Below are 22,225 nucleotides of genomic sequence, written 5' to 3'. Positions count from 1 at the left end.
TGGCCGGGCAGGTGACTCAATTCGGAGCTGGAAGAAATGTCGAAGGTGAATGGCGTGGCGGAGCGTCCCGCGCTCGAGAACAGCGGCGAAATTCTCTCGTTGATTGCAACCGGGGCGGCAACGTCGCGTCCCGCGCTGCTCGATGCGTCGGGGTTATCGCGGGTGACCGTCACGCTCCGGTTGAATGCCCTGATCGACTCCGGCGTGGTGCGCGAGACCGCGCAAACCATCCCGAGTGGTGGCAGGCCGACGCGCGTGTTGCGCATCAACGAACGGGCGGGTTTCCTGCTGGTCGCCAATATCGGCGAGACCTATATTCATCTCGCCGCGATGGATCTCGAACCCGCGGTGATCGCGCAGAGCACGGTACCGTTCCGTGCTTCAGATGGGCCGGCTAGCACCCTCGAGCAGATCGCCCGCGAGTTCGACAAACTGGCGAAGAAGGTTCGTGCGAGCCACGGGATGCTGTTCGGTATCAGCCTTAGCCTGCCCACACCGGTCGATTTCAAACGCGGTCGTATCGTGGGGCCGTCGGTGCTGCATCGATGGGACGAATTCGACATCATCGGCTGGCTGCGCGAGCGCTTTGACGCACCGATCTACGTCGAAAACGACGTGAACCTGATGACGATCTACGAACATCGCCAGAATTTTCCGCACGTGGAAGACATGTTCTTCATCAAGGCCGGCACGGGGATAGGCAGCGGTATCGTGACGGGCGGCAAGATCTTTCGTGGCGCTCAGGGCGCGGCCGGCGATATCGGCCATATCCAGTTCAATTCCGACGATGCGCCTTTGTGCCGCTGCGGCAAGCTCGGTTGTGTCGAAGCGCGTGCGGGTGGCTGGGCGATTGCCCGACATCTGTCCAGTCAAGGCTTCAAGGCGGAGAACGCGCGTGATGTGATCGCGCTGGTCGAAACGCAGCAGCCTGAAGCGCTGATGTTGCTTCGCAATGCGGGGCGCGTGATCGGTGAGGTCGCCGCCGATGTGGTCAGTATCCTGAACCCTAGCTTGATCGTGGTTGGCGGGACACTCGCCCGGGGCGGGGAAGTCCTGCTGTCAGGTATTCGCGAACTCGTCTACCAGCGATGTCTGCCGCTTGCTACGCGCGAATTGCAGATCGTTCTCGCTGATCCGCCTAAGGACAGCGTGCTTTTCGGCGCGGCGTTTCTTGCGCTTGAGGATGTGTTCAGCCATGCGAACGTGGGTGGGTTGATTGACCGGTTGGGGACTTATCAGGCGCAGGGACGTTGATTGCCTGGCAGGCTGCCCGAAGCCAGGCACCGCTGATGCGTCAATGCGACGGAGCGGCTAGGCCCCAGGTTTATGGCAAACCAGCTCGACGTTATGCCCATCCGGATCAAACACGAAGGCGGCGTAGTAGTTCGCGTGGTATTGCGGACGAAGCCCCGGCGCACCATTGTCTTTCCCGCCTGCCTCCAGCGCCGCGCGATAGAACGCATCGACCTGCTGGCGATTCTCCGCGACGAACGCCAGGTGAAGATGCGCCGGTTTTTCCGTGGTCTGGTACAGACACAATGAAGACTCACCCGGTGCGCTCATCTCGACACCGTATTCCGGTGGTGCATGCCGCTCGCCGATAACCGCTACGCCGATCGGTTCAAGGGCCTTGAGGTAGAACGCTTTGCTCACTGCATAGTCGCGGACGCCGAATTTGACGTGGTCGAACATGGGTTTTCCTGAGATGGGTGGGCCTGCGCGAGACCCGACGTGTTTTAAAAGCATCGCGATATTGCCATAGGCCGCTACGGCTAGCCATCGGTGGAACTCGTAGTGTGACAAAGGCACGGTGCGCGAATTGTCCGTAGCCACCGCGATTAGCGACACGCTCCGCCGCGTGCCAATCCCCCTCTGTTCTGTCCTCCCCCTCCCGTCGTGTAAGCTTGGCGTCTCTGTCACCCCCGTCGACCGGCAGCGGCTATCCGCCTGCGCGCATCATCCGGCGACGCCCGCTATTAACCGGTATCTCAGGGCATAGATATGGACCGCTTCGAAGCAATGGAGATTTTTACTCGCGTCGTCGAGGCGAATAGTTTTTCCAAGGTTTCCGAACTGCTTGATCTGCCGCGCGCGAAGGTGAGCCGGACCATCCAGGCACTCGAAGAACATGTCGGCGTACGGTTGCTGAACCGTTCGACACGCCAGGTCAGCGTCACCGAAGACGGCGCACTGTTCTACGAACGCTGCGTGCGGATTCTCGCGGAAGTGGTCGATGCGGAGTCGTCGCTGTCGAGCAAGCGCGACAACCCGACCGGCATGATTCGCGTCGACACATCGGGCACGCTTGCGCGGGTGCTGCTGCTCCCCGCGCTCGGCGATTTCTACCAGAAGTATCCGGGTATCGAAGTGCGGCTCGGTCTCGCCGATCGCAACATCGATCTGATCCAGGACGGTGTGGACTGCGTGATCCGCATGGGTGCCCTCGAGGAATCGAGTCTCGTTGCGCGACGCATCGGCGATTCGCGCATCGTCACGTGTGCCTCACCCGCTTACCTCGAGCGCTACGGCGTGCCGGAGACACTCGACGATCTCGACCAGCATCGCGCAGTGAACTACGTGTCCGCGCGTAGCGGCCGGACGTTTCCGTTCGAGTACGAGGTGGACGGCGAGAGCGTGAAGGTGCAGATGAAGAGCGTGCTTGCGGTGAACGACGGCAATGTCTACATCGGTGCCGGTGCGCAGGGCTACGGGATTATTCAACCGTCGCGCTTCATGGTCGCCGAACTGATCCAGCAAGGTGCGCTGCGCGAAATCCTGACCTCGTATCGCTGCCCGTCCACGCCGCTGTCTATTCTCTACGCGCATCGGCGCAATCTCAGCTCACGGCTGCGTGCTTTCGCGGACTGGTTTAGCGAACTCGTGCAGCGTAATCCGGATCTACGGCTACCGACGCACGGCTGAGTGTAGCGGTTCGCCGCGCAGGAAAACCCCGGTGGTTAGCCGGGGTGCGCGACTTATCGACGGCGGAAATGGCCACTTGAAGGATCGACGAACGATGCGAACGCAACGAGTGCCACGATGCCCACTGGCGAGGCGATCAGAAAAGCGAGCAGCATTTTTTACCCCGTAATTCATGCTTGATTTATGGCATGAATCATCCGCTGAGTTGGCATCACTGAACATAGGGACCCTACATTAAGTAGATTCCCTGCAGCGCGGCCTACGTGTTTGCGAGAACGGTAATTTCTGCCGCGCATGGTGTTCGCGTCGTCAGCAGCACGAGCATCCTGCGCGGTGTCGCATGCCGTACGAACCTTGGTTATCGCTACCATCGCTGTCGCCGGTGGCGAGCATCGGCGCACCGGTGTGGATACGATCGACCGCGCCACCGCACTGCGGACAATCAACGGGAGCATCGCGCTCCGCGATGCGGCGCATCACCTCGAAGGCACCGCAATCCGCGCACTCATAGTCGTAAATCGGCATCACGCTCTCACTGGTTCGACGGCCCTTCCAACGCGCAACGCGCATGGCTGCCGACATTCTATCGGCAAGCCACGAGAATTTCCTCGGGCCGCGCACCTCATGCGCACGTCAAGCGCGCCGCGCTCACGCGGGTTGCTCATCCTCGGTACGCGACGCACGCCGGATCGCCTGCGGAGGCTGACCGAACGCCCGCAAAAACGCACGCCGCATCCGTTCGCGATCGCCGAAGCCGGTGTCGCGTGCGATCACATCGATCGGATGCCGGCCCGATTCGAGCATCAGCCGTGCGGCTTCGATGCGCAGATGTTCGACGGCTTTCCCTGGCGATTGTCCGGTTTCCGAGCGAAACGCCCGGCTGAACTGCCGCGGGCTCAGATGCGCGGCTTGCGCGAGTTGCTCGACCGACAGCTCGGTATGCAGATGCTGCTTCGCGTAGACGAGCGCGGTCTGGATGCGATCGGAGCGCGGTTCGAGATCGAGCAGCGCGGAGTACTGCGACTGGCCGCCCGCGCGCCGGTGATACACCACGAGCTTCTTCGCGACGAGCCGCGCGAGTTCGGCGCCCAGGTCTTTTTCGACGAGCGCGAGCGCGAGGTCGACGCAGGCGGTCATCCCCGCTGAAGTCCACACCGGCCCGTCGATGATGAAGATGCGGTCTTCCTCCAGCTTCACCGCCGGGTAGGTGCGCCGGAACTGCGCGGCAAACGCCCAGTGCGTCGTCGCGCGTCGCCCGTCGAGGATGCCGGCCTGCGCCAGGTTGAATGCCCCGGTGCAGGTCGAACCGATGCGCCGCGCGGTTTGCGCCGCCCGTTGCAGGAATTCGGTCAACCCGGGCGGCGGCTCGGATACGTCGTTGTCGCCGACCACCAGCACGGTGTCGAAGCGGCTGTCGTCGAAGGCCTCGGTCGCCACCGCAAAGCCTGCCGAACTCAGCACCGGGCCGCCCCGCGGCGACAGCAGCACGACGTCGTAGTGCGTTTCGCCCGCGGTGATGTTGGCGAACTCGAATACCGTCGTGACGGAGAGATTCAGCACCTGAAAACCGGGATACAGCACGAGTCCGATACGTAGCATGGGTTTGCTCCAGCGATGTCCTAAAAAGAGGCATTTATGACATTTGTGCCGCTCGATTATGCCTCTATTCTCGGTTTCATGCAGACCGATACCGGTCGGCCTTACTGGAGAACAGACATGAGCACCGCAATTAACAACACGACGCAACACCTTGGCACCGCGCTGATTACCGGCGCTTCATCGGGCATCGGCGCGGTCTATGCGGACCGTCTCGCGCGCCGCGGCTACGACCTGATCCTGGTCGCCCGTAACCGCGAACGGCTCGACACCCTGGCCAGCCGCCTGACGGACGCGACCGGCCGCTCGATCGAAGTCGTCGCGGCCGATCTCGGCAAGCGCGAGGACGTGCGTCGCATCGAGGAAATCCTGCGCACGGATTCGAGCATCACGCTGCTCGTCAACAACGCGGGCATCGGCGGTGCCGCGCCGTTGCTCGATTCCAATGCAGACCAGATGGAAGCGATGATCGATCTGAACGTGACCGCGCTTACGCGACTCACGTACGCGGTCGCACCGAAGTTCGTCGCGCGGGGTGCTGGCGCGATCGTCAACATCGCGTCGATCGTTGCGGTGGCGCCGGAGGTGCTCAACGGCGTTTATGGCGGGACCAAGGCATTCGTGCTCGCGTTCAGCCAGTCGCTGCATCACGAACTCGGCGCGAAGGGCGTGCGTGTGCAGGCGGTTTTGCCGGGCGCGACGCGTACGGAGTTCTGGGACGTGGCGGGTCATCCGGTCGATAACCTGCCGCAAGACATCGTGATGAGCGCAGGCGATCTCGTCGACGCGGCGCTCGCGGGTTTCGATCAGGGCGAACTCGCGACGGTGCCGTCGCTGCCGGAGCTTGCCGACTGGACCGCGTTCGAATCGGCACGTGCGGCGCTTGCGCCTAATCTGTCGCACAGCAAGCCCGCCGCGCGCTACGGTCTGCATGCCGCGTGAAAGCATGACGACGTGACCGCATGAGCCCATGAAGGCACGACGGAGCCACCGGAGTTCACTCCAGTGGCTCCGATATACTTTGCGCTTCGTTGCCCCGGTCGACGCCCATGTCCCTGTCACTCCGAAGCGTGCGCTATTTCATTGCCGTCGCCGAAGCCGAATCGATCACGGGGGCGACGCAGTCGCTGAACATTTCGCAATCGGTCATCACGGACGCGATCAAAAGTCTGGAGACCGAAGTGGGCGCGCAGCTGTTCGTGCGCCATGCACGCGGGATGGTGCTCACCCATGCCGGCCATCAGTTCCTGCGTCACGCCCAGCAGATTCTCGTCGCCGTACGCAACGCCGAACAGGCGATGTCGTCGCGGCCCGACACGGTGGTAGGGCGCCTGAACATCGGCGTCACGACGATGATGACCGGCTACTTTCTGCCGTATCTGCTCGATCACTACCGGCGCGTATTTCCGCAGGTACAGATCAACGTCACCGAAGACCAGCGCAGTTATATCGAGCACCTGCTCGTGAACGGCGAACTCGACGTCGCCGTCTTGATCGCGTCGAACATCGAGAACGTTCAGGCAATCGAAAGCGAATCGCTGATCCGTGCCGCGTGGCGACTATGGATGCCGGCCAACCATGCATTGCGCAGGCTGGAAAGCGTGTCGCTGCGCGACATCGCCAGCGAGGCGATGATCATGCTGAAGGTCGACGAACTCGAAGACAACACCACCGCGTACTGGCGCGCAGCCGGGCTCAAGCCGAACGTCGTGATGCGCACGGCGTCGGTCGAGGCGGTGCGCAGTCTGGTCGCGACCGGCGCGGGTCTCGCGATCCTGCCGGACATCCTGTACCGGCCATGGTCGCTCGATGGCGATCGCCTCGAAGTCCGCGATATCGCCGAGGACATGCCGAAGATCGACATCGGCATTGCATGGCGACGCGGGCTCACCCAGTCCGAGACGGCGCAGAATTTTCTCGTCGTCGCCCGCGAATACACGCGCAGCCACGCGAAATCCCCCATATAGTTTTCCGATAGTGCTCACACTGCATTCTGTTTGGCGGAAGGCAGTGCGGCATGTTGCAGTGCGTTTGAGGGTAATCCCGCAAGCCGTGCGTTGCTGCGACCGCAACACGTCACTGAATGCCATTGCAGATTCGGTTTTCCAGATGACTCGTATCTGCGTTTCGGGCTGGCGCTCAAAAAAATCGTGACCCTAGAATCGCTCCATTCGCGGTCGTCTTTAAATGGGTAGTCACGCTTCTTGCCATGCGACCGGCCGCAGCCCCTTCCTTTCTTCGACATGAGAGACAGGCACATGGAACAACTTGAACAGACCGGACTACTGATCGGCGGTGCGCTGATCGCGGGCGAAGGCGAGCTCGAGGACATCCTGAATCCCGCCACTGGCGAAACCATTGCGCGAGTGGCCGAAGCGTCGATCGATCAGGTGCAGGCGGCAGTGGCGGCGGCGCGCCAGGCGTTCCCCACGTGGGCGAAGACCGTGCCGAAGGATCGCGCGACGCTGCTGCTCAAGCTCGCCGACGCGATCGAGGCGCGCGCAACCGAATTCGCCCGACTCGAATCGCTGAACTGCGGCAAGCCCTATCTGGGCGCGCTCAACGATGAAATTCCCGCGGTCGCCGATGTGTTCCGCTTCTTCGCGGGCGCATGCCGCACGCAGCACGGTCAGCTTGCCGGTGAATATTTGCCGGGTTATACCAGCATGGTTCGGCGCGATCCGCTCGGCGTGGTGGCCTCGATCGCGCCGTGGAACTACCCGCTGATGATGGCCGCGTGGAAGATCGCACCTGCCATCGCAGCGGGCAACACCGTCGTGCTGAAGCCGTCCGAGCAAACGCCGCTCACCACGCTCAAGCTCGCTGAACTCATCACCGCGATCTTTCCGCCGGGCGTGGTCAACGTTGTGACCGGGCGCGGCGACACGGTCGGCGCACCGCTGATCTCGCAGCCGGACGTGCGGATGATTTCGATCACCGGCGATGTATCGACGGGACAGAAGGTGCTCGAGGCCGCGTCGCGCACTGTCAAGCGCACGCATCTCGAGCTGGGCGGCAAGGCGCCGGTCATCGTGTTCGACGATGCCGATCTGCAACAGGTGGTCGAGGGGCTGCGCACGTTCGGTTACTACAACGCAGGGCAGGACTGCACGGCGGCGTGCCGCGTATATGCGGGGCCGAAGATCTACGAGAAGCTCGTCGCGGACCTGTCGAGCGCGGTGAGCACGATCCGCTTCGGCGAGCAGCATAGCGAAGGCGTAGAGATGGGACCGCTGATCTCAGAGCGCCAGCGGAGTCGCGTCGCGAGTTTCGTCGAGCGTGCAGCGAGCCAGAGTCATATCGAAGTGACGGCGGGCGGCAAGGCCGCCGGGTCGCGCGGGTTCTTCTACGAACCCACGGTGATCGCCGGAGCGTTGCAGGCCGACGAGATCGTGCGGCGCGAAGTGTTCGGGCCGGTCGTGTCGGTGACGCGCTTCGACGACCCCGCGCAGGCAATCGACTGGGCCAACGATTCCGACTTCGGTCTCGCCAGTTCGGTCTGGACCCGCGACGTGAGCCGCGCGTTCAAGGTCGCCGCCGAACTGCAATACGGTTGCACCTGGATCAACTCGCATTTCATGCTGGTGAGCGAGATGCCGCACGGCGGCATGAAACGCTCCGGCTACGGCAAGGACATGTCGGTGTATGCGCTCGAAGACTATACGTGCGCGCGTCATGTGATGGCGAAGTTCGAGTAGTGCCGTAGTGCCAGGTCACGTAGCGGTAGTGGCCTTTGGTTCATCCACCTTGGTAGTCCAACCGATCACGAGGTAAATCATGGAACCTCTGCAGCAGGGCGACGCGCCAGGCGCGCTCGACCACGACGCCAGGCAACTGCAAAGAATGGGCTACAAGCAGGAACTGTCGCGCAGGATGGGCGGCTTTTCCAATTTCGCGATTTCGTTTTCGATCATCTGCATTCTCGCGGGCGGTATTACCGCGTTTCCACAGGCATTGAGCGCGGCGGGCGGCGCGTCGGTCGGGATCGGCTGGCCACTCGGCGCGCTGTTCGCGGGCGTCGTGGCGGCCGCGATGGCGCAGATCGCGTCGTCGTACCCGACCGCGGGCGGGCTGTATCACTGGAGTTCGATTCTTGGCAACAAGGGCTGGGGTTGGGCGACTGCGTGGTTCAACCTGCTCGGGTTGATCTTCGTCGTCGCATCGGTGAATTTCGGCGTCTACGATCCGTTCTTCAAGACGCTCGTGGCGCCGCTGTTCGGCATCAACCCCGACTCGCTGACGTTCTGGCATCAGACCGCTTTCATTGCCGTCATCACGTTCAGCCAGGCGTGGCTCAATCACAGCGGTATCAAGATCACGACGCTGCTCACCGATATCTCCGGTTATCTGATCTTCGCGATCGCGGTGATTCTCACGCTGGCGCTACTCGGTTTTTCGAAGACACCGTTCGATTTCGGCCGGCTCGTCGACTTCACGAACTACACCGGCTTCGACGGCGGTGCGTGGCCCAAGGAGGGCATGCTGTCGGCGTTCCTGTCTGGTCTGCTGCTGACCGTCTATACGATCACCGGCTTCGATGCGTCCGCGCACACCTCGGAGGAAACCCACGACGCCGCGCGCAATGTACCGAAAGGGATGTTGCGCTCGGTAGGCTGGTCCGCGCTCTTTGGCTACATCATGGTCTGCGCATTCCTGCTGGTGATGCCCGACATCAAGGAAGGCGTGAAAGCCGGCGGCGGCTTTTTCAACGCGCTGCTCGGCACACTGCCGTCATGGCTGCGCGTACCGCTCGGCATCGGTATTTTTCTGTCGAACTATCTGTGCGGTCTCGCGTGCCTGACCTCGTGCTCGCGGATGATGTATGCGTTCGCACGCGACGGTGGCTTGCCCGCATCGCGTGCATTGCGTCGCGTCAACGATACGCATCGCACGCCGGGTACGGCGATCTGGGTGTCGGCGGTGCTGGCCATTGCGGTGACGCTATACGGCGATGCGTTCGCGGTGCTGTCGACGGGCAGCGCGGTGTTTCTCTATGTGTCGTATGTGATGCCGGTGGCCGCGGGGCTCAGCGCGGAAGGTCGTACGTGGGTGCACAAGGGGCCGTTCAACCTTGGCGTCTGGTCGAAACCGGTGGCGCTGCTGGCGGTGCTCGGCGGGGCCGTACTGGTGTACGTCGGCATCCAGCCGCCCAACGAAAAGGTGCTGTACATCAGCTTCGCGCTGGTGGTGGCGATGGCGGTGTGCTGGTATGGGCTCGGGGTGCGCTCGCGCTTTACGGGGCCGCCCGAAGTGAAGGAGGAACTACCCGCCGACGTCGAGGCAGCGGGGTCCTGAAGCTAGAGCATTGAAGCTGTCGACACGCGCTGCCAACGGCAGCGCGGTTTCATTCCGGCACGGCGATATCGCCGTCGACCAGTTGCCGCCCGTAGGTCTCGGCAAAACTGATGGCGCTTTCGGCATCCGCGCACAGCGGCATGTCCGCACAGCCGCGAAACGGATAGATCACGCGCTTGTCGGACAGGCGGATCACTTTCAGCGTCGGAATGGAACCGCTCGACGTCCGTCGATACGATGCGGCCACCGCGTAATTGTCGGGGCTGCGCTCAGGGTGCTGCATGGGAGGCTCCTGTAGTTGTGTCGCGTGTTTTGTGGCGAGTTTTGCCGGGTAGCACCGACATCAACCTATGTCGTGAACCGATTGCCCGTCCACGTCACCATCGATCAGCCGCTCGGCGTATGCAGTCGATGCCTTGCGCGCCTCACCCGCCGACATGAACGGTGTCTGCTGCGGAATCGGGTACACCCGGCTCGCGGTCTGCGAGTCGTCGTCGCCGCGGCGGCATATCTTTACGGCGGCGTCGAAGCCCGCGGCGTAGTCATACGATCCGGTCGCGCCGCGCGGCGTATGAGGATAAACGAGTGGATGAATCTCGAGACCTCGGTAAGTTCTGACAGTGTCGTTCATGATGAAGTCCAGGGTTAGCGCTGCCGCCGGGCGTGACAGGGCGTCGCGAGCATACGGCGAACGGATCGGTCGGGTGGCACGCGCCGCGGGTTCCACAATGAACCCGCCGTCGCGCAGCGCAGGGATTGGATCGGCGGCCAGGAGACCGGGCTGTCGGACTGTCGCTTCCTCTGGAAACGAACCTGAATGAACGGGGTAGGGGAAGAGGATTTCGGCGTGTCGCGCACACGCGCGACAGGGCGGGAATCGACACTCATACGACGTAAAAGTCGAAGCGATGCACGGAGTGTACCACCCGGCCAGGAGCGGGTTTTGCTTATCGGAGCGTCCGCTTGCCGCGTTTTGCGGCGTGGCCGCGCTTCCTCGTCGGCGCATGCTCGTAGGCCCCGAGCGTGCCGGCATTCTGTTTGCGCAGCCGGCGCCGCGCGGCGCGCATTCCTTCGTGCGGCCGTTTGAGCGCTCCCATTGCGTGCCCCATCAGTTGCACGATGCCGCGGGTCGAAACGCTCGCGGGCAGCGACGCGATGCGGCTGACCGGAAACCAGCCGCAGCGTTCGATCTCGTTGGCGGGCTTCGGGATGGCATCGCCCGGCAGCGTCGCGACAAACACGTAGTGCCGGGTGCGGATACCGCCGAACTGGAACAGATAGGTCACATTCATCGCCTGCAGCGACGTTTCCTCGCGCAGTTCGCGCAGCGCTGCGTCGCGCAGCGTTTCACCGGGCTTGACCCTGCCGCCCGGCAGCGCCCAGCGGCTCAATGTCCGTGCGACCAGCAGCACATGGCCGGCCTCGTGACAGATCACCGTCGCTCTATGCTTCATTGCCATTTCGTCCAGAGTGTCGGATGTCTTTGCACTTCTTGTGCCTGCGTCGGTCTATCGATGCATACTCCGCTATCGATGATATCGGGGAAACCGAGTGTACCCAACCGGTTGCGGACGAATCGAAAACAGACTTCAATGCGATAACTCTTTATTAAAGGAAACACCACCATGCGTCGACGTCAATTCATCGCGGGCAGCAGTGCAATTCTTGCAACGGGCGGTCTTGCGCTTGCGGGCTGTACGACTACGTCGCTGAGCGCACGGGACGGCACGAGCGAAGACACCGCGAAGCGCGCGACGATCAACACGGGTATCGACTCCACGCTTGCGCGTCTCTACAACTCGGTCAACGGTTCGCGCGAACTGATCGGCAAGGCGCGTGGCGTGCTGGTGTTCCCGTCGGTGATCGCGGCCGGCTTCTGGATCGGCGGGCAATACGGTGAGGGCGCGCTGCGCGTGGACGGACGCACGACGAGCTACTACACCACGGTGGGCGGTTCGTTTGGTTTGCAGATCGGCGCGCAGTCGAAAGCGATCATCTTCGCGTTCATGAACCAGGAAGCGCTCGATCGTTTCCTGCAAAGCCAGGGCTGGGCGGCGGGCGCCGATGCGACGGTCGCCGTCGTGAAGGTCGGTGCGAACGGCAACATCGATACGTCGACGGCGGCCAGTCCGGTCGAGGCGTTCGTGCTGACCAACGCTGGGCTGATGGCTGGCATCTCGCTCGAAGGGACCAAGATCTCGCGGCTCGTCATCTAAAAACACGTGCGATGGGACCGCGAGGGCAGATCCTCGCGGCTGGCGGTTCATGGCTTCCGATGACGAGGACACCGGCTCGCCAGCACCTGTCGCACCACCGCTGAGGGGCGGCGACGACGCCCCCACCGCACGCTGAAAACTTACTGCTGTGCGTGTAGCGAAGCGCGGTCAGCGGCCTTGAGCTTGAGGATGGCATCCCGCGCCGACGGGTCGAGGTCCTGCGCGGCGACGTTCGTCTTCAGCGCAAGCACCTGGGCCTGCTGGCCTTCATTGAGGTCGGCTTCGAGTTCGCTGATACGACGGTTGTACCAGTTGACCACACAGGTCTTGTCCTTGCAGTTGTGCTGACGCCATTGCCACTGGTTCACGCGGTCCGCTTCGAGCGCATCGCGGTCGGGCGTCGCATCCTTCGCGCGTTGATAGACGGTGGCGAGCTTGTCGTCGAGCGACGACAGCGTCGGGTCGCCGCACACGAGCTGTTCGGAACTCGACGCATTCTTCGGGCAATGAAAGCTCGCCGCCTGGGCGAGTGTGGCGTAGCTGCCCGCCGACAGTGCCGCCAGCAGCACTGCTGCGCCGAGAGAATGCCGGGCGCGGCGTGCTTGCCCGATGGTGTCGATAAGGGTCTTGGTCCTCATGCTGATCGCTCCGTTTAGGGGTTTAAAGGCCGCTTCAAGTGATTCGATCCGGCTTGCCGGGTGGGGCTTCTGCGTTGCAATGGGGTGTGCTTCTATCGTCGTCAGTGGCAGGTGACCGTGCAGGCGATGCCGCTGACGACCGCCACCGCTCCGACCGCACTGCCCGCGAGGAACGTCTGCCACGACGTGGCGCAGCCCTGCAGAGTCAGCAGGGAAACGATGAATAAACCAACGATGGATCGCCGCATGTTCCGATGCCCGCAGAGAGTGCCCTCGATACGCTGAGCGCTGCGCCGTGCGGCGTCGCTCGATCACGTTCGGATCGAATTATGGTGATGTCGCTGCGATGGAATGTGGGGAACAGCGTGGAATGTCGGATGGGGCTTACGGGGTGTTGCGGCGTGGAAGGAGTGGGCGCGGGTAAGGAAACGAAAGACGCTGGCGATGCGTGGTCTCACCCGATGTTTTCATGCAATGCCGCGTACTGCAGCAGCATGATGGTCTTCGCATCGACGATCTCGCCGCGCGTGACGGCCTGCAGCGCATCGGCTAACGGCATCTCGATCACCTCGATGTCCTCGCCTTCGGCAGCCACACCGCCGCCTGCGCCGATACGCTTCGACGCATCGTAGTCGCCGATGAAAAAGTACAGCTTCTCGGTGACCGAACCGGGGCTCATGTAGGCCTCGAAGACCTTGCGCACATTGCTCAGGCGGTAACCGGTTTCTTCTTCGGCCTCCGCGCGGATGCGCTCTTCCGGCGATGCGTTATCGAGCAGTCCCGCGGCTGCTTCGATCAGCATGCCGTCGTGTCCATTGATAAACGCAGGCAGGCGGAACTGGCGCGTCAACACGACCGTGCGCGCCGTGCGGTTGATCAGCAGGATCGTCGCGCCATTGCCGCGGTCGTAGGTCTCGCGCGACTGGCGCTGCCAGGTGCCGTCGCCGCGCAGGAAGTCGAACGCGGTTTTCTTCAGCACGTACCAGTCGTCGGACAGCAGCGTCGTGCTGACGATCCGGACGCGGTCTTTCGTAACGAGATCTTTGATGGCAGGCATCGGCGGCTCCATTCGACAGCGCGGAGCCGCCATGGTATCGTGCGATTTCGTGCAAAATCAAGAAAATTCGTGCAATGACGAATCTGCAACCATGCTGACGACCCAACGCAAGAAAGCCATCCTGCAGGCACTCAAACGCGACGGCCAGGTGCTGGCGAAGCAACTGAGCGAGACCTTCGACGTGTCGGAAGACACCGTGCGGCGCGATCTGCGCGAACTGGCGGGGGAAGGGCTGCTGCAACGGGTGCATGGCGGCGCGTTGCCGGCTTCGTCGGCGGTTGTGCCGTTTGCGCAGCGGCAAGGCATCGAATCGGCGGCCAAGCGCGCGATCGGTAAGGCTGCTGCGGCGATGATCCGGCCGGGGCATGTGGCGATCATCGACGGCGGCACGACGTCTGCGGAACTCGTACGCCATCTTCCAGCCGACCTGCGCGCGACCATCGTTACGCATAGCCCGAGCGTCGCGGTGGCGCTCGTCGACCATCCTTCGGTCGAGGTCATCGTGATCGGCGGGCGGCTCTACAAGCATTCGGTAGTGACGGTCGGCGCCGCGGCCGTCGAGGCCATGGCGCACATTCGCGCCGACCTCTACTTCATGGGCGTGACCGGTGTGCATCCGCAGGCGGGACTGAGCACCGGCGATCTCGAAGAGGCCTACATCAAGCGCGCGCTCGCCGCGCGGGCCGCGGAAACGGTCGTGCTGGCATCGGCGGACAAGCTCAATGCCGCGTCCCAGTACGCGATCGGCGAGATCACGCTCGCGCAGACCATGATCGTCGAGAAGGGTACCGAGGCCGCGCTGATGCGGCCGTTCGAAAAGGCTGGCATTGCCGTGGTGCGTGCCTAGCGGTGCGCTATCGTGTGCTTATTGCACGCTTATTGCACACCGAGCGCGTGCTTCACCGCCGCGATCCCGTTACTGCCATCGAACGCGCTCACACCGGCCAGCCATCCATCGAGCGCATGCGGATTGCTCTTGAGCCAACCCTGTGCGACTACGGTCGGGTCCTGATGATCCATGATCGGCACCATCAGATGGTTTTCCAGATCGGTGGTGAACTGCAGGTTCGTAAGTAACCGGCCGACGTTCGGGCAACGTTCCATATAGTCGGTCGGCACGACGGTGAAGACCTTTGCCGAGCCGTAGTTCGGACCAAATACGTCATCGCCGCCGCTCAGATAGGCGATCTTGTAGTCGACGTTCATCGGGTGCGGCTCCCACGCGAGGAACACGATCATCTTGTGATCGCGGATCTGTCTGCCGACCTGCACCAGCATCGCCGCCTCGCTCGACTCCACCAGCTTGAAACCGCCCAGCCCGAACTGGTTGGTGTCGATCATCTTTTGCACATGCGCGTTGCCGTTATTGCCCGCACCGATTCCGTAGATCTTGCCGTCGAGCTGATCCCTGAACTTCGCGATATCGGCAAAGCTCTTCAGACCCGCGTCGGCGGCATAGGCGGGCACCGCCAGCGTGTATTTCGCGCCCACGAGGTTCGGCCGCTCCAGCACCTTGAGCGCACCGGCCTGCACGAAAGGCACCACCGTCGATGTCATGCTCGGGTCCCAGTAACCGAGGAACGCGTCGATCTGCTTTTTCTTGATCCCGGCGAAGACGATGGGCGGCGACGCGATCGTCTTGGTTGGCTGGTAGCCGAGATCCTGCAACAGCGCGCTAGCGATGCCCGTGGTCGCGGCGATATCGCTCCAGCCGACATCGCCGAACGTCACGCTCCGGCAGGCTTCGGGGTCTCGCGCGTAGGCGCTGCCGAGCAGCGCAAGCGATGCGAGGCATGCGCCAGCCAGTTGTACGACGCGTTTCATCAAGTGGTCTCCTTCATGGGAAGCGTGGGAAGCGTGAGAAAGGTCGGCGCAGACATCGGACGCCCATCGCTCGCGGACCCGGCAACCCAGGTTCCGCGTGGTTGGGAAGAGCATAAATTCAAATACACAAAATCACAAGTTTGCAAAAATAAGCACATCATCGACGCCCGCGGCACGAGCCCGGCCTTTGAGGCACTCAGTGGATATGCTAGATTGGCCCCGCCAATCGCAGCCGCATTGAGATTCGCAAGAACATTCGATAAAACATTCGGTAAGACCAGGAAAGGGAGGGCGCTATGTGGATCGTGGTGATTGGCCTGTTCGCGAATCTGCTGATGTCGTACGCGGCCTATTCCGATTTCGCGGACATGGCCGCCATGGGTTTGCCACCATCGATCACGAGCATCCTGCTGTATGTGCTGGTGTTTTTCTGGGTGCTTTCTCTAGCGGGTTTGATCCTGATCCTCACCGGCAAGAAGAAGCCCGGCGCGATCATGGTCATCGTCGGTTCGGTGATTGTGATTCCGGTGGGACTGGTGGCGATTATCGGTGCGCGCAACGTGATCAAAAGTCTCGGCAACGATCTCGACGCGCGCCGCAAGCTCGCGCCCGGCGGCGACGCTTCGCCACCCTCTGCATGACGCCGGTTCCGGCACGGGTGCGACCATGAGCGACGGTGGCCGGATGCCCGACATCCTGGAAGTACGCGCGACACGCGGTGCATCGTCGATGATCGTGCTCGGCGCCATCCTGCTGCTCGTCTCGATCTTTCTGGTCGTGACGTTCGACGATCTGTATGGCCTGAGTGGCATAGGCGGTCTCGGTACGTCGGCGGTTGTGATGCTTGTGGTCAGCGTCTGGAGACTGAAGAGCGCGCGCGTGACCTTTCGTCACGATCACTTCGAAACGAAGGTCGCGCCGGCGGTGGGCTGGCATTCGGTGCTCTATTCAGAAGTGACGCAGGTGGAGCAGAACGACACACTGCTGACGCTCTACTACCGCAAGCACAACGTTGCCGGCACGGCCAAACCTACGCGCGTGAAAATCCGCCTGAATGAAATGCAGGACGATGAGCGTGACAGGTGTATTGCTGCGTTTCGTGCGCGTTTGCCGGTGCGGGTTTTTCGGCGCACACGCTAGCTAATGTCGGTGTAAATGCGCGCAGTGAGGCATTGCCGCAGCAGGTCCCAGTCGTGCGTATCGAATGCTTGCTGGAAGCGGCAGAGCAGGTCGTGAAGTGCGTCGTGTGTGGCGGTGCTCACAGGACGATGTCGGCGGGACTGTGCGTGTAATGGAAAACACAAGCAGACTGCCGCGTGGCGGACAGTCTGCTGCTATCGGTCGAACAAGCTCCCGGTTTACTGCCCCGAGACGAGCACGTCCGCGATGACGCCCGTGGCAATGGCGGCCAGCACGTAATCGCCATTCACCCCGACCCAGTGATAGCCGCGCGGCGGCTGGCGTAGCCCGTGGCCGCGCCAGTCGTCGACGGCGTAATTGCGGTCGCGGTATTCGGCCGGGAGCCGCTCGCCGCGATGCCAGTCGCTATGCGGAATCGGGCCGCCGTCTCTGCGGACATCGGCATCATGGTAGCCATGGCCACCACGTGGGCCGCCGTGCTCCGGGCCTTGCCGCGGGCCATCCGGACGTTGCTGGGCAACGGCGAGGGCTGAAGTTGTTCCCAGCAGCGAAACCAGGACTAGCTGTGCGATCGTTTTTGTCTTCATGTCCGTGTCTCTCGATAAAGGAGTCGATGACGGTACAGGCCGTGTCGGTTCACAAGCCCCAATCCAGCGGGGTAGGTGACACGGCCAGCGTTGCGTCACGCGGCAATGCGATGACGCCGACACATGATCGCATGGATCGTGTGAGCGTCGCATGAACGGTCAGTGACGGGCCAGTTCATCGCGGATGGCCGCGAGCCACAGGGCCACCGCATGCGCGCCGGGATCGGCAAAACCCAGTGCGCGATCGCCGACGTAGCTGGAGCGGCCCAGGCGCGGTTGCATCGAGGCGGTGCTCGCAGCACCTGCGCTGGCTGCCTCGACGGTGGCCTGTAATGCCGCGCCAATGTAGCCCGACTGGGCGAGCGAGACCCTCAGTGCAACGGCTGCCGGATGCAGCGCGTCGACCATCGTGCGGTCGCCGGGATGGGCGCCGCCCAGTTCCATCAGGCTATCGACGGCAGCGGTGAATGCCGCCGACCAGTCACCGGCAGCCGGGGCCACGTGCGCCGCGTCCAGTACCGCAGCCGCACGCAACAACATGACTGCATAGAGCGGCCCGGAGGTGCCGCCCACGACGCGCCGGACCGTCGCGGACAGGGCACGCAATACCGCACCCGGCGATGTGGCCGCTGGATAGCCATCGATCTCGTCAAGGATGCCGTGGGCGGCGCGCGCCAGGCTGATGCCGAGATCGCCGTCACCAACGCGCTGATCCATCGTGGTCAGCACCGGTTCGGCTCCGAGCAGGCACGCGCATACCGCTTCGATGGCCCGGCGCAGGGTCGAACCGGGTGCGAGCCCGGCGACGTGCCGGCTGCCCGGCGCGACATGAGCGCCACGCGCAGGCTTTGCCGCGGCCCGCGCCACGCGCCCACCCGAGGTCGGCCACGCGCTCGTCTGCGCAGGGGCATCGAGCCATGCAAGCCGTTGATCGTCGACGCGCAGCAACGTGAGCGAGATGCCGGCCATCTCGAGCGCGCTCAGGAACGTACCGGCCCACGCACGTTCGACCTGCAGATGGCGCGTGCCGAGATAGCGCAACGCCGCACCGGCAACGATGCTCAGTTCGCTCGACGGCGTGCCGCCCAGGTTGTTGACGAGCAGCGCGACGCGGTCGCCGGCGCGCAGCGATCGATCGTCGGCGATCTGTGCGAGCAGACGCTCGACGATCCGGTCGGCCGGTTCGAGCGTGCCGCGCTGCACGCCGGGTTCGCCGTGTATGCCGAGACCCCATTCGATTTCGTCGTCGGCCAGCTCGAACCCTGGCTTGCCCGCGGCCGGCACCGTGCAGGACGTCAGCGCGACGCCCATCGTGCCGAGTTCAGCGGCGACGGCGCGGGCGATCCGCGCGACCTCGTCGAGCGAGCGGCCTTCGGCGGCTGCCGCACCGGCGATCTTGTGCACCAGCACCGTCCCGGCGAGCCCGCGGCGCCCCGCGTGCGCGCCGCCTGCCGAGAGCGCCACGTCGTCGGCTACGACTGCCATCTCGACGGGGATGCCTTCAGCGCGTGCGATTTCCGCGGCGAGGCCGAAGTTCAGACGGTCGCCGGTGTAGTTCTTGACGATCAGCAGCACGCCTGCGGGGCCGGCTACGGCGCGGATCGCGTCGAGCACCGCGTCGACCGATGGCGATGTGAACACTTCGCCCGCGACGGCCGCGCTCAGCATGCCCGCGCCGACATAGCCGCCGTGCGCCGGTTCGTGGCCGGAGCCGCCGCCCGAAATCAGCGCGACCTCGCCGCGTGCGGCGGCCGCTTCGGCGTCCGCACGCACGACGATCGTGGTGCCCTGCAGCAGCGCCAGGCCCGGGTTGAGCGCGGCCAGTCCGTCGAGCATCTCGGGCACGACGGCGGCAACCTCGTTGATGAGCTTTTTCATGGTCGGGTGGGTCCTCGGAAGGCTTGGAAGTGTTGGACGGGTTCGAGACGGCCGGCGTTGTTTGCGTGCCTGTCGCGGTTGCCGGACATGATAAATCGGCTAGTGGCGGGGCTGCACTAACGCAGGAATTTTCCGGCCTTTCTCAGCGCTGCGCAGCCAGCTTCACAATCAACGCATGCTCGCGTTTCGCATCCTCCAGCACAGCCTTGATCTTCTGCGCATGGGGCGAATCGATGCTTTCATGCGTCGTGGAAGCATCGGCGAGCCCCAGCATCGCGTGGCGCATGTCGTCGTAGTACCGAAGCACCGCGGCTCGCAGTGGCGCGCGCGCCGAGCCCGGTGGCAGCGGCGTGGCGTTGATCCGCTGATACAGCGCATCCCACTCCGGCCAGAGCGTAGTGCGTATCTTCGATTCGAACTCGGTGCGCTGCGATGGCACGTTGGCCATTTTTGCCACGCTCTGTAGATCCTTGAGTGCGTTCTGTTCCGCCGCCGACTGCTGCTGCAGCGCGAGTGTGAAAGCGCGTTCCTCGCGTGCCTCGGGACTTGCATTCGAGCGCACCGCCAGGAAGACGAGCGCCGCCGAGACGAATGCCGCGAGCGCGGCTGCAAGGAGTGCGGTGTCGCGCGGATCGCCGCGCGCTTCGGCCGGATCGATGGGCTGGGCCAGCAGCCAGCCCATCACCAACCCCGCACATAAACCGCCGACATGGGCCGCATTGTCGATACCGCGATTCGTGAGACCGTTGAACAGGCCAAAGGCCACGACGAGAATGGCGGCGCGAAACCGTTGCGCGCGGATCGTGGCGGGCATGCTCGAGCGGTAGCGGATGACATAGGCCAGCAGCGCGCCGAGCAGGCCGAAGATCGGACCCGAGGCGCCAGCGCTGTTGAGGTCGGGATGCCAGTACAGGCTGACGAGACTCGCCGTGAGCCCCGCGAACAGATAGAGCGCGGCGAACCGTACGTTGCCGAACAGCCGCTCGACGATCATGCCCACCTGGGCGAGCACGATCATGTTGAACGCGACGTGCGTGAGACTGAAATGAATGAACGTCGACGTGATCAGTCGCCACCATTCGCCATCGAGCGTATCGGGGCCGAAATTGGAGCCGAAAGCGAGCGCCGCGCTGCTGCGGGTCTTCGGGAAGCCCGCGCCATTGGCCACCATGACCGCATACACGAGCACATTGAGCGCGATGATGGCCCACGTGACCCAGATGTAGGGCGTGCGCGTTTCCACGCCGTCGAGGAAGCGCTCCAGCGTCGCCGCTTCGGCAGCGAAACGGGGTGTCATCGTGCTGGGTAGCTGCGCGGCGATCGCGCGCGCGTCGGGCCGGCTCTGCGCCTGGATCAGGATCATGCGGGGCTTGCCTGATTCGGCTGCGGCTTCGAAACGCACGAGCCTGCCGGTCACGACGACGTTGTGAATGTCTCGCAGCGGCAACTGCAGGTCGATTTCGACGTTGGCGCCGAACGTGCGCGGGGCCAGTGCGAGGATGCGCACGTCGTGGCCTGTGAACAGGATCGCGCCACGCGCGCTGAACGAGCGAGCGCGATATTCGCCGCGCCGTTGATAAAGCCCCGAACCGTAGGCGATGTCATAGCGATCGGCTTTGGGAGATTCGACGGCGGTGCCTGGGACGCGGTTGGCTTCAAGTCCCCAGGTGGGTTCCTCGCGGCTCATGAATTCTTCACCGTGGTCCCATGCTTCATCTGCTCGAACAGTTCCGCGACTTGTCGAACCGCTGCTTCGGATGCCGCGCGGTCCGGCGTGAGGTCGCTGTTGTTGTAGTTGCCGGTGTCGCCGAGTACCTGAACCATCACACCGTCGCTGCGCGGCACCACGCTGATATGCCGCGTGCTCAAGCCGTATTTCACTTCCGGCTGCGGAATCAGTCGTGCAGTCTGACCGCGCACCGGCACGATCGAATCGTCGGCGAACAATGCTTTTGCGCCGTAGCCCGTCGCGTTGATCAGCGTGCGCTCGGGCAGCTTCAGCAGTTCGTGCGGCTGGTTGAATTCGCGCACCTCGATCTTGCCGCCGGCCGCAAGAAAATCGGTCATCAGCATGCGTGCGTAGGTGCTGATGTTGAACATCAGCGTGGTGTAGCGGCGCACATGAGGCTGCGGAAACGGATAGCTTCCCGGCGGCAGGACCACGGAGCGCGGCGTGAGATCGCGCACGCGGTCGTAGAGTTCGCCGTAGGCCGGTTCGTCGGATACGGTTTCGCCGCGCTGGCTAAATGGTGTATCGGACAGCGAATAGCCGTCGATCCACTCGATCGGCTGACCAGGTAGACCCAGCAAACTCTGGTACATGCCGAACGACGCGCGCGTCATCTCCTCCCAGGTCGCACCCAAGCTATCCGCATGCTGCGCGTCGCAGATGCGCGAGTCGGGTGTCCACAACCCGGAGGCGCGCATCGAATAGACATCGGGCGGCAGCGCTTTGGCGTAGATGCGTACCGTGAGCCCGGCCCGCTGTGCGAGCAGCGCGGAAGTCAGACCGAGCGCGCCGCAACCGATCACGCCGAGATTGCGCACACCGGTGGTCTGCGCAATGCGCAGCGCCCGTGCACTCGACCCCCACGACAGCGACCAGCCGCTGCCGCCGTGCCCGTAGTTGTGCACGATCGCCGTGTGCCCGACGCGTTCCATTTCGATGCGCGGTCCGGCGGCGCGGAACGGCCGCGTGCAGACATAGATGCCGGTGATCCGGTCAACCTGCGCCCTGATCGGCGCGAGTACGACGTCGTCCGGCTGCATGCGGGTGGTGAGCGGTGGTGTGGTGGTGTCGCGAGCAGGTGCTGATGCTGGTGCGGTTGCCACGGGCTGCCTGGCACACGATGCGGTGACCGCTGTTGAAGCGACCGCCAGTGTTGCGCCCGCATGCCGCAGAAATTGACGTCGTTGCACTAACGGACTCCGTGCCAGGGTAAGAGGGAATGGAGTGAATCGGGTATGGCGAATATCTCACGAGCGCGCGGGAAAGAACATTTGTCTTCCCGGGTTTATTTGTGGTCTTCGATAAATATCGCTTTGTCCCGTGTGTCCTATGAATGGGCGGGC

24 protein-coding genes are annotated in these 22,225 nt (G+C 63.4%); 10 read left to right on the top strand and 14 right to left on the bottom strand.

Annotated features, from left to right (window positions below):
• The first annotated feature begins 36 nt into the window (after nt 1-36).
• On the top strand, nt 37-1,254 hold the full coding sequence (locus tag BWP39_RS12755) for an ROK family transcriptional regulator (RefSeq protein ID WP_096720648.1): 1,218 nt from the start codon (nt 37-39) through the stop codon (nt 1,252-1,254).
• A gap of 57 nt (nt 1,255-1,311) precedes the next feature.
• Here the strand turns inward: BWP39_RS12755 and BWP39_RS12750 are convergent, their stop codons facing one another.
• Complete coding sequence (locus BWP39_RS12750; RefSeq protein ID WP_096720646.1) at nt 1,312-1,692, bottom strand: VOC family protein; 381 nt, start codon at nt 1,690-1,692, stop codon at nt 1,312-1,314.
• A gap of 309 nt (nt 1,693-2,001) precedes the next feature.
• Between BWP39_RS12750 and BWP39_RS12745 the strand changes: the two genes are divergently transcribed.
• Entirely contained in the window at nt 2,002-2,922 is a 921-nt protein-coding gene (locus BWP39_RS12745; protein WP_096720644.1) for a LysR family transcriptional regulator, read from the top strand.
• A 309-nt stretch (nt 2,923-3,231) separates the two neighbouring features.
• Here BWP39_RS12745 and BWP39_RS12740 read toward each other — a convergent pair whose 3' ends face one another.
• Both BWP39_RS12740 and BWP39_RS12735 read right to left on the bottom strand, forming a co-directional pair.
• The gene (locus tag BWP39_RS12740; RefSeq protein ID WP_096722512.1) at nt 3,232-3,447 is read right to left on the bottom strand and encodes an FmdB family zinc ribbon protein; all 216 of its coding nucleotides are present in this window, start codon (nt 3,445-3,447) and stop codon (nt 3,232-3,234) included.
• A 123-nt stretch (nt 3,448-3,570) separates the two neighbouring features.
• On the bottom strand, nt 3,571-4,521 hold the full coding sequence (locus tag BWP39_RS12735; RefSeq protein ID WP_096720642.1) for a GlxA family transcriptional regulator: 951 nt from the start codon (nt 4,519-4,521) through the stop codon (nt 3,571-3,573).
• A 117-nt stretch (nt 4,522-4,638) separates the two neighbouring features.
• Here BWP39_RS12735 and BWP39_RS12730 point away from each other — a divergent pair, with 117 nt between their 5' ends.
• From BWP39_RS12730 to BWP39_RS12715, 4 genes are all read left to right on the top strand, one after another.
• Nucleotides 4,639-5,460, top strand: a complete 822-nt coding sequence (locus tag BWP39_RS12730; protein ID WP_096722510.1) for an SDR family NAD(P)-dependent oxidoreductase — start codon at nt 4,639-4,641, stop codon at nt 5,458-5,460.
• A gap of 107 nt (nt 5,461-5,567) precedes the next feature.
• Complete coding sequence (locus tag BWP39_RS12725; RefSeq protein ID WP_096720640.1) at nt 5,568-6,485, top strand: LysR family transcriptional regulator; 918 nt, start codon at nt 5,568-5,570, stop codon at nt 6,483-6,485.
• A gap of 291 nt (nt 6,486-6,776) precedes the next feature.
• Nucleotides 6,777-8,216 carry a gamma-aminobutyraldehyde dehydrogenase gene (locus BWP39_RS12720; protein ID WP_096720638.1) on the top strand — a complete coding sequence of 480 codons (1,440 nt, stop codon included), beginning with the start codon at nt 6,777-6,779 and terminating at the stop codon, nt 8,214-8,216.
• Nucleotides 8,217-8,295: 79 nt separating this feature from the next.
• Entirely contained in the window at nt 8,296-9,813 is a 1,518-nt protein-coding gene (locus BWP39_RS12715; protein WP_096720636.1) for an amino acid permease, read from the top strand.
• Between the two features lie 49 nt (nt 9,814-9,862).
• On the opposite strand, the gene BWP39_RS12710 is transcribed toward BWP39_RS12715, so the two are convergent.
• The 3 genes from BWP39_RS12710 to BWP39_RS12700 form a co-directional block, all read right to left on the bottom strand.
• The gene (locus tag BWP39_RS12710) at nt 9,863-10,096 is read right to left on the bottom strand and encodes a DUF6723 family protein (RefSeq protein ID WP_096720634.1); all 234 of its coding nucleotides are present in this window, start codon (nt 10,094-10,096) and stop codon (nt 9,863-9,865) included.
• Nucleotides 10,097-10,156: 60 nt separating this feature from the next.
• The gene (locus BWP39_RS12705; protein ID WP_096720632.1) at nt 10,157-10,444 is read right to left on the bottom strand and encodes a hypothetical protein; all 288 of its coding nucleotides are present in this window, start codon (nt 10,442-10,444) and stop codon (nt 10,157-10,159) included.
• A gap of 316 nt (nt 10,445-10,760) precedes the next feature.
• Nucleotides 10,761-11,267: an NUDIX hydrolase gene (locus BWP39_RS12700; RefSeq protein ID WP_096722508.1), complete on the bottom strand. Its 507-nt coding sequence runs from the start codon at nt 11,265-11,267 to the stop codon at nt 10,761-10,763.
• A 171-nt stretch (nt 11,268-11,438) separates the two neighbouring features.
• Here BWP39_RS12700 and BWP39_RS12695 point away from each other — a divergent pair, with 171 nt between their 5' ends.
• Nucleotides 11,439-12,029 carry a BPSL1445 family SYLF domain-containing lipoprotein gene (locus BWP39_RS12695; protein WP_096720630.1) on the top strand — a complete coding sequence of 197 codons (591 nt, stop codon included), beginning with the start codon at nt 11,439-11,441 and terminating at the stop codon, nt 12,027-12,029.
• 140 nt (nt 12,030-12,169) lie between these two features.
• Here BWP39_RS12695 and BWP39_RS12690 read toward each other — a convergent pair whose 3' ends face one another.
• The 3 genes from BWP39_RS12690 to BWP39_RS12685 form a co-directional block, all read right to left on the bottom strand.
• Nucleotides 12,170-12,667, bottom strand: coding sequence for a lysozyme inhibitor LprI family protein (locus BWP39_RS12690; protein WP_096720628.1), 498 nt, complete (start codon nt 12,665-12,667; stop codon nt 12,170-12,172).
• A gap of 101 nt (nt 12,668-12,768) precedes the next feature.
• On the bottom strand, nt 12,769-12,915 hold the full coding sequence (locus tag BWP39_RS31730; protein WP_157915141.1) for a hypothetical protein: 147 nt from the start codon (nt 12,913-12,915) through the stop codon (nt 12,769-12,771).
• Nucleotides 12,916-13,121: 206 nt separating this feature from the next.
• Nucleotides 13,122-13,724 (bottom strand): NUDIX domain-containing protein, encoded by a 603-nt coding sequence (locus tag BWP39_RS12685; protein ID WP_096722506.1) that lies wholly within the window; start codon nt 13,722-13,724, stop codon nt 13,122-13,124.
• A 91-nt stretch (nt 13,725-13,815) separates the two neighbouring features.
• Here BWP39_RS12685 and BWP39_RS12680 point away from each other — a divergent pair, with 91 nt between their 5' ends.
• Nucleotides 13,816-14,571, top strand: coding sequence for a DeoR/GlpR family DNA-binding transcription regulator (locus BWP39_RS12680; protein WP_096722504.1), 756 nt, complete (start codon nt 13,816-13,818; stop codon nt 14,569-14,571).
• A 29-nt stretch (nt 14,572-14,600) separates the two neighbouring features.
• Here the strand turns inward: BWP39_RS12680 and BWP39_RS12675 are convergent, their stop codons facing one another.
• On the bottom strand, nt 14,601-15,548 hold the full coding sequence (locus BWP39_RS12675; RefSeq protein ID WP_096720626.1) for a choline ABC transporter substrate-binding protein: 948 nt from the start codon (nt 15,546-15,548) through the stop codon (nt 14,601-14,603).
• Between the two features lie 296 nt (nt 15,549-15,844).
• Here BWP39_RS12675 and BWP39_RS12670 point away from each other — a divergent pair, with 296 nt between their 5' ends.
• Together BWP39_RS12670 and BWP39_RS12665 are read left to right on the top strand one after the other, a co-directional pair.
• Complete coding sequence (locus BWP39_RS12670) at nt 15,845-16,189, top strand: hypothetical protein (protein WP_096720624.1); 345 nt, start codon at nt 15,845-15,847, stop codon at nt 16,187-16,189.
• A 25-nt stretch (nt 16,190-16,214) separates the two neighbouring features.
• Nucleotides 16,215-16,688: a hypothetical protein gene (locus BWP39_RS12665; protein WP_096720622.1), complete on the top strand. Its 474-nt coding sequence runs from the start codon at nt 16,215-16,217 to the stop codon at nt 16,686-16,688.
• A 218-nt stretch (nt 16,689-16,906) separates the two neighbouring features.
• On the opposite strand, the gene BWP39_RS12660 is transcribed toward BWP39_RS12665, so the two are convergent.
• The 4 genes from BWP39_RS12660 to BWP39_RS12645 form a co-directional block, all read right to left on the bottom strand.
• Entirely contained in the window at nt 16,907-17,275 is a 369-nt protein-coding gene (locus tag BWP39_RS12660) for an RcnB family protein (protein WP_096720620.1), read from the bottom strand.
• A gap of 159 nt (nt 17,276-17,434) precedes the next feature.
• Nucleotides 17,435-19,153, bottom strand: a complete 1,719-nt coding sequence (gene dhaK / locus BWP39_RS12655) for a dihydroxyacetone kinase subunit DhaK (RefSeq protein ID WP_096720618.1) — start codon at nt 19,151-19,153, stop codon at nt 17,435-17,437.
• A 142-nt stretch (nt 19,154-19,295) separates the two neighbouring features.
• A complete protein-coding gene (locus BWP39_RS12650) occupies nt 19,296-20,840 on the bottom strand; it encodes a rhomboid family intramembrane serine protease (protein WP_096720616.1) in 1,545 nt (514 codons plus the stop codon).
• Complete coding sequence (locus BWP39_RS12645) at nt 20,837-21,985, bottom strand: FAD-dependent oxidoreductase (protein ID WP_207556787.1); 1,149 nt, start codon at nt 21,983-21,985, stop codon at nt 20,837-20,839. The genes BWP39_RS12650 and BWP39_RS12645 overlap by 4 nt, the downstream gene beginning before the upstream one ends.
• Between the last annotated feature and the right edge of the window lie 240 nt (nt 21,986-22,225).

The organism is Paraburkholderia acidicola (assembly GCF_002362315.1).
Taxonomy (GTDB): domain Bacteria; phylum Pseudomonadota; class Gammaproteobacteria; order Burkholderiales; family Burkholderiaceae; genus Paraburkholderia; species Paraburkholderia acidicola.
The sequence above is the reverse complement of the archived record's forward strand: the minus strand, read 5'-3'. Positions and strand labels throughout refer to the sequence as shown.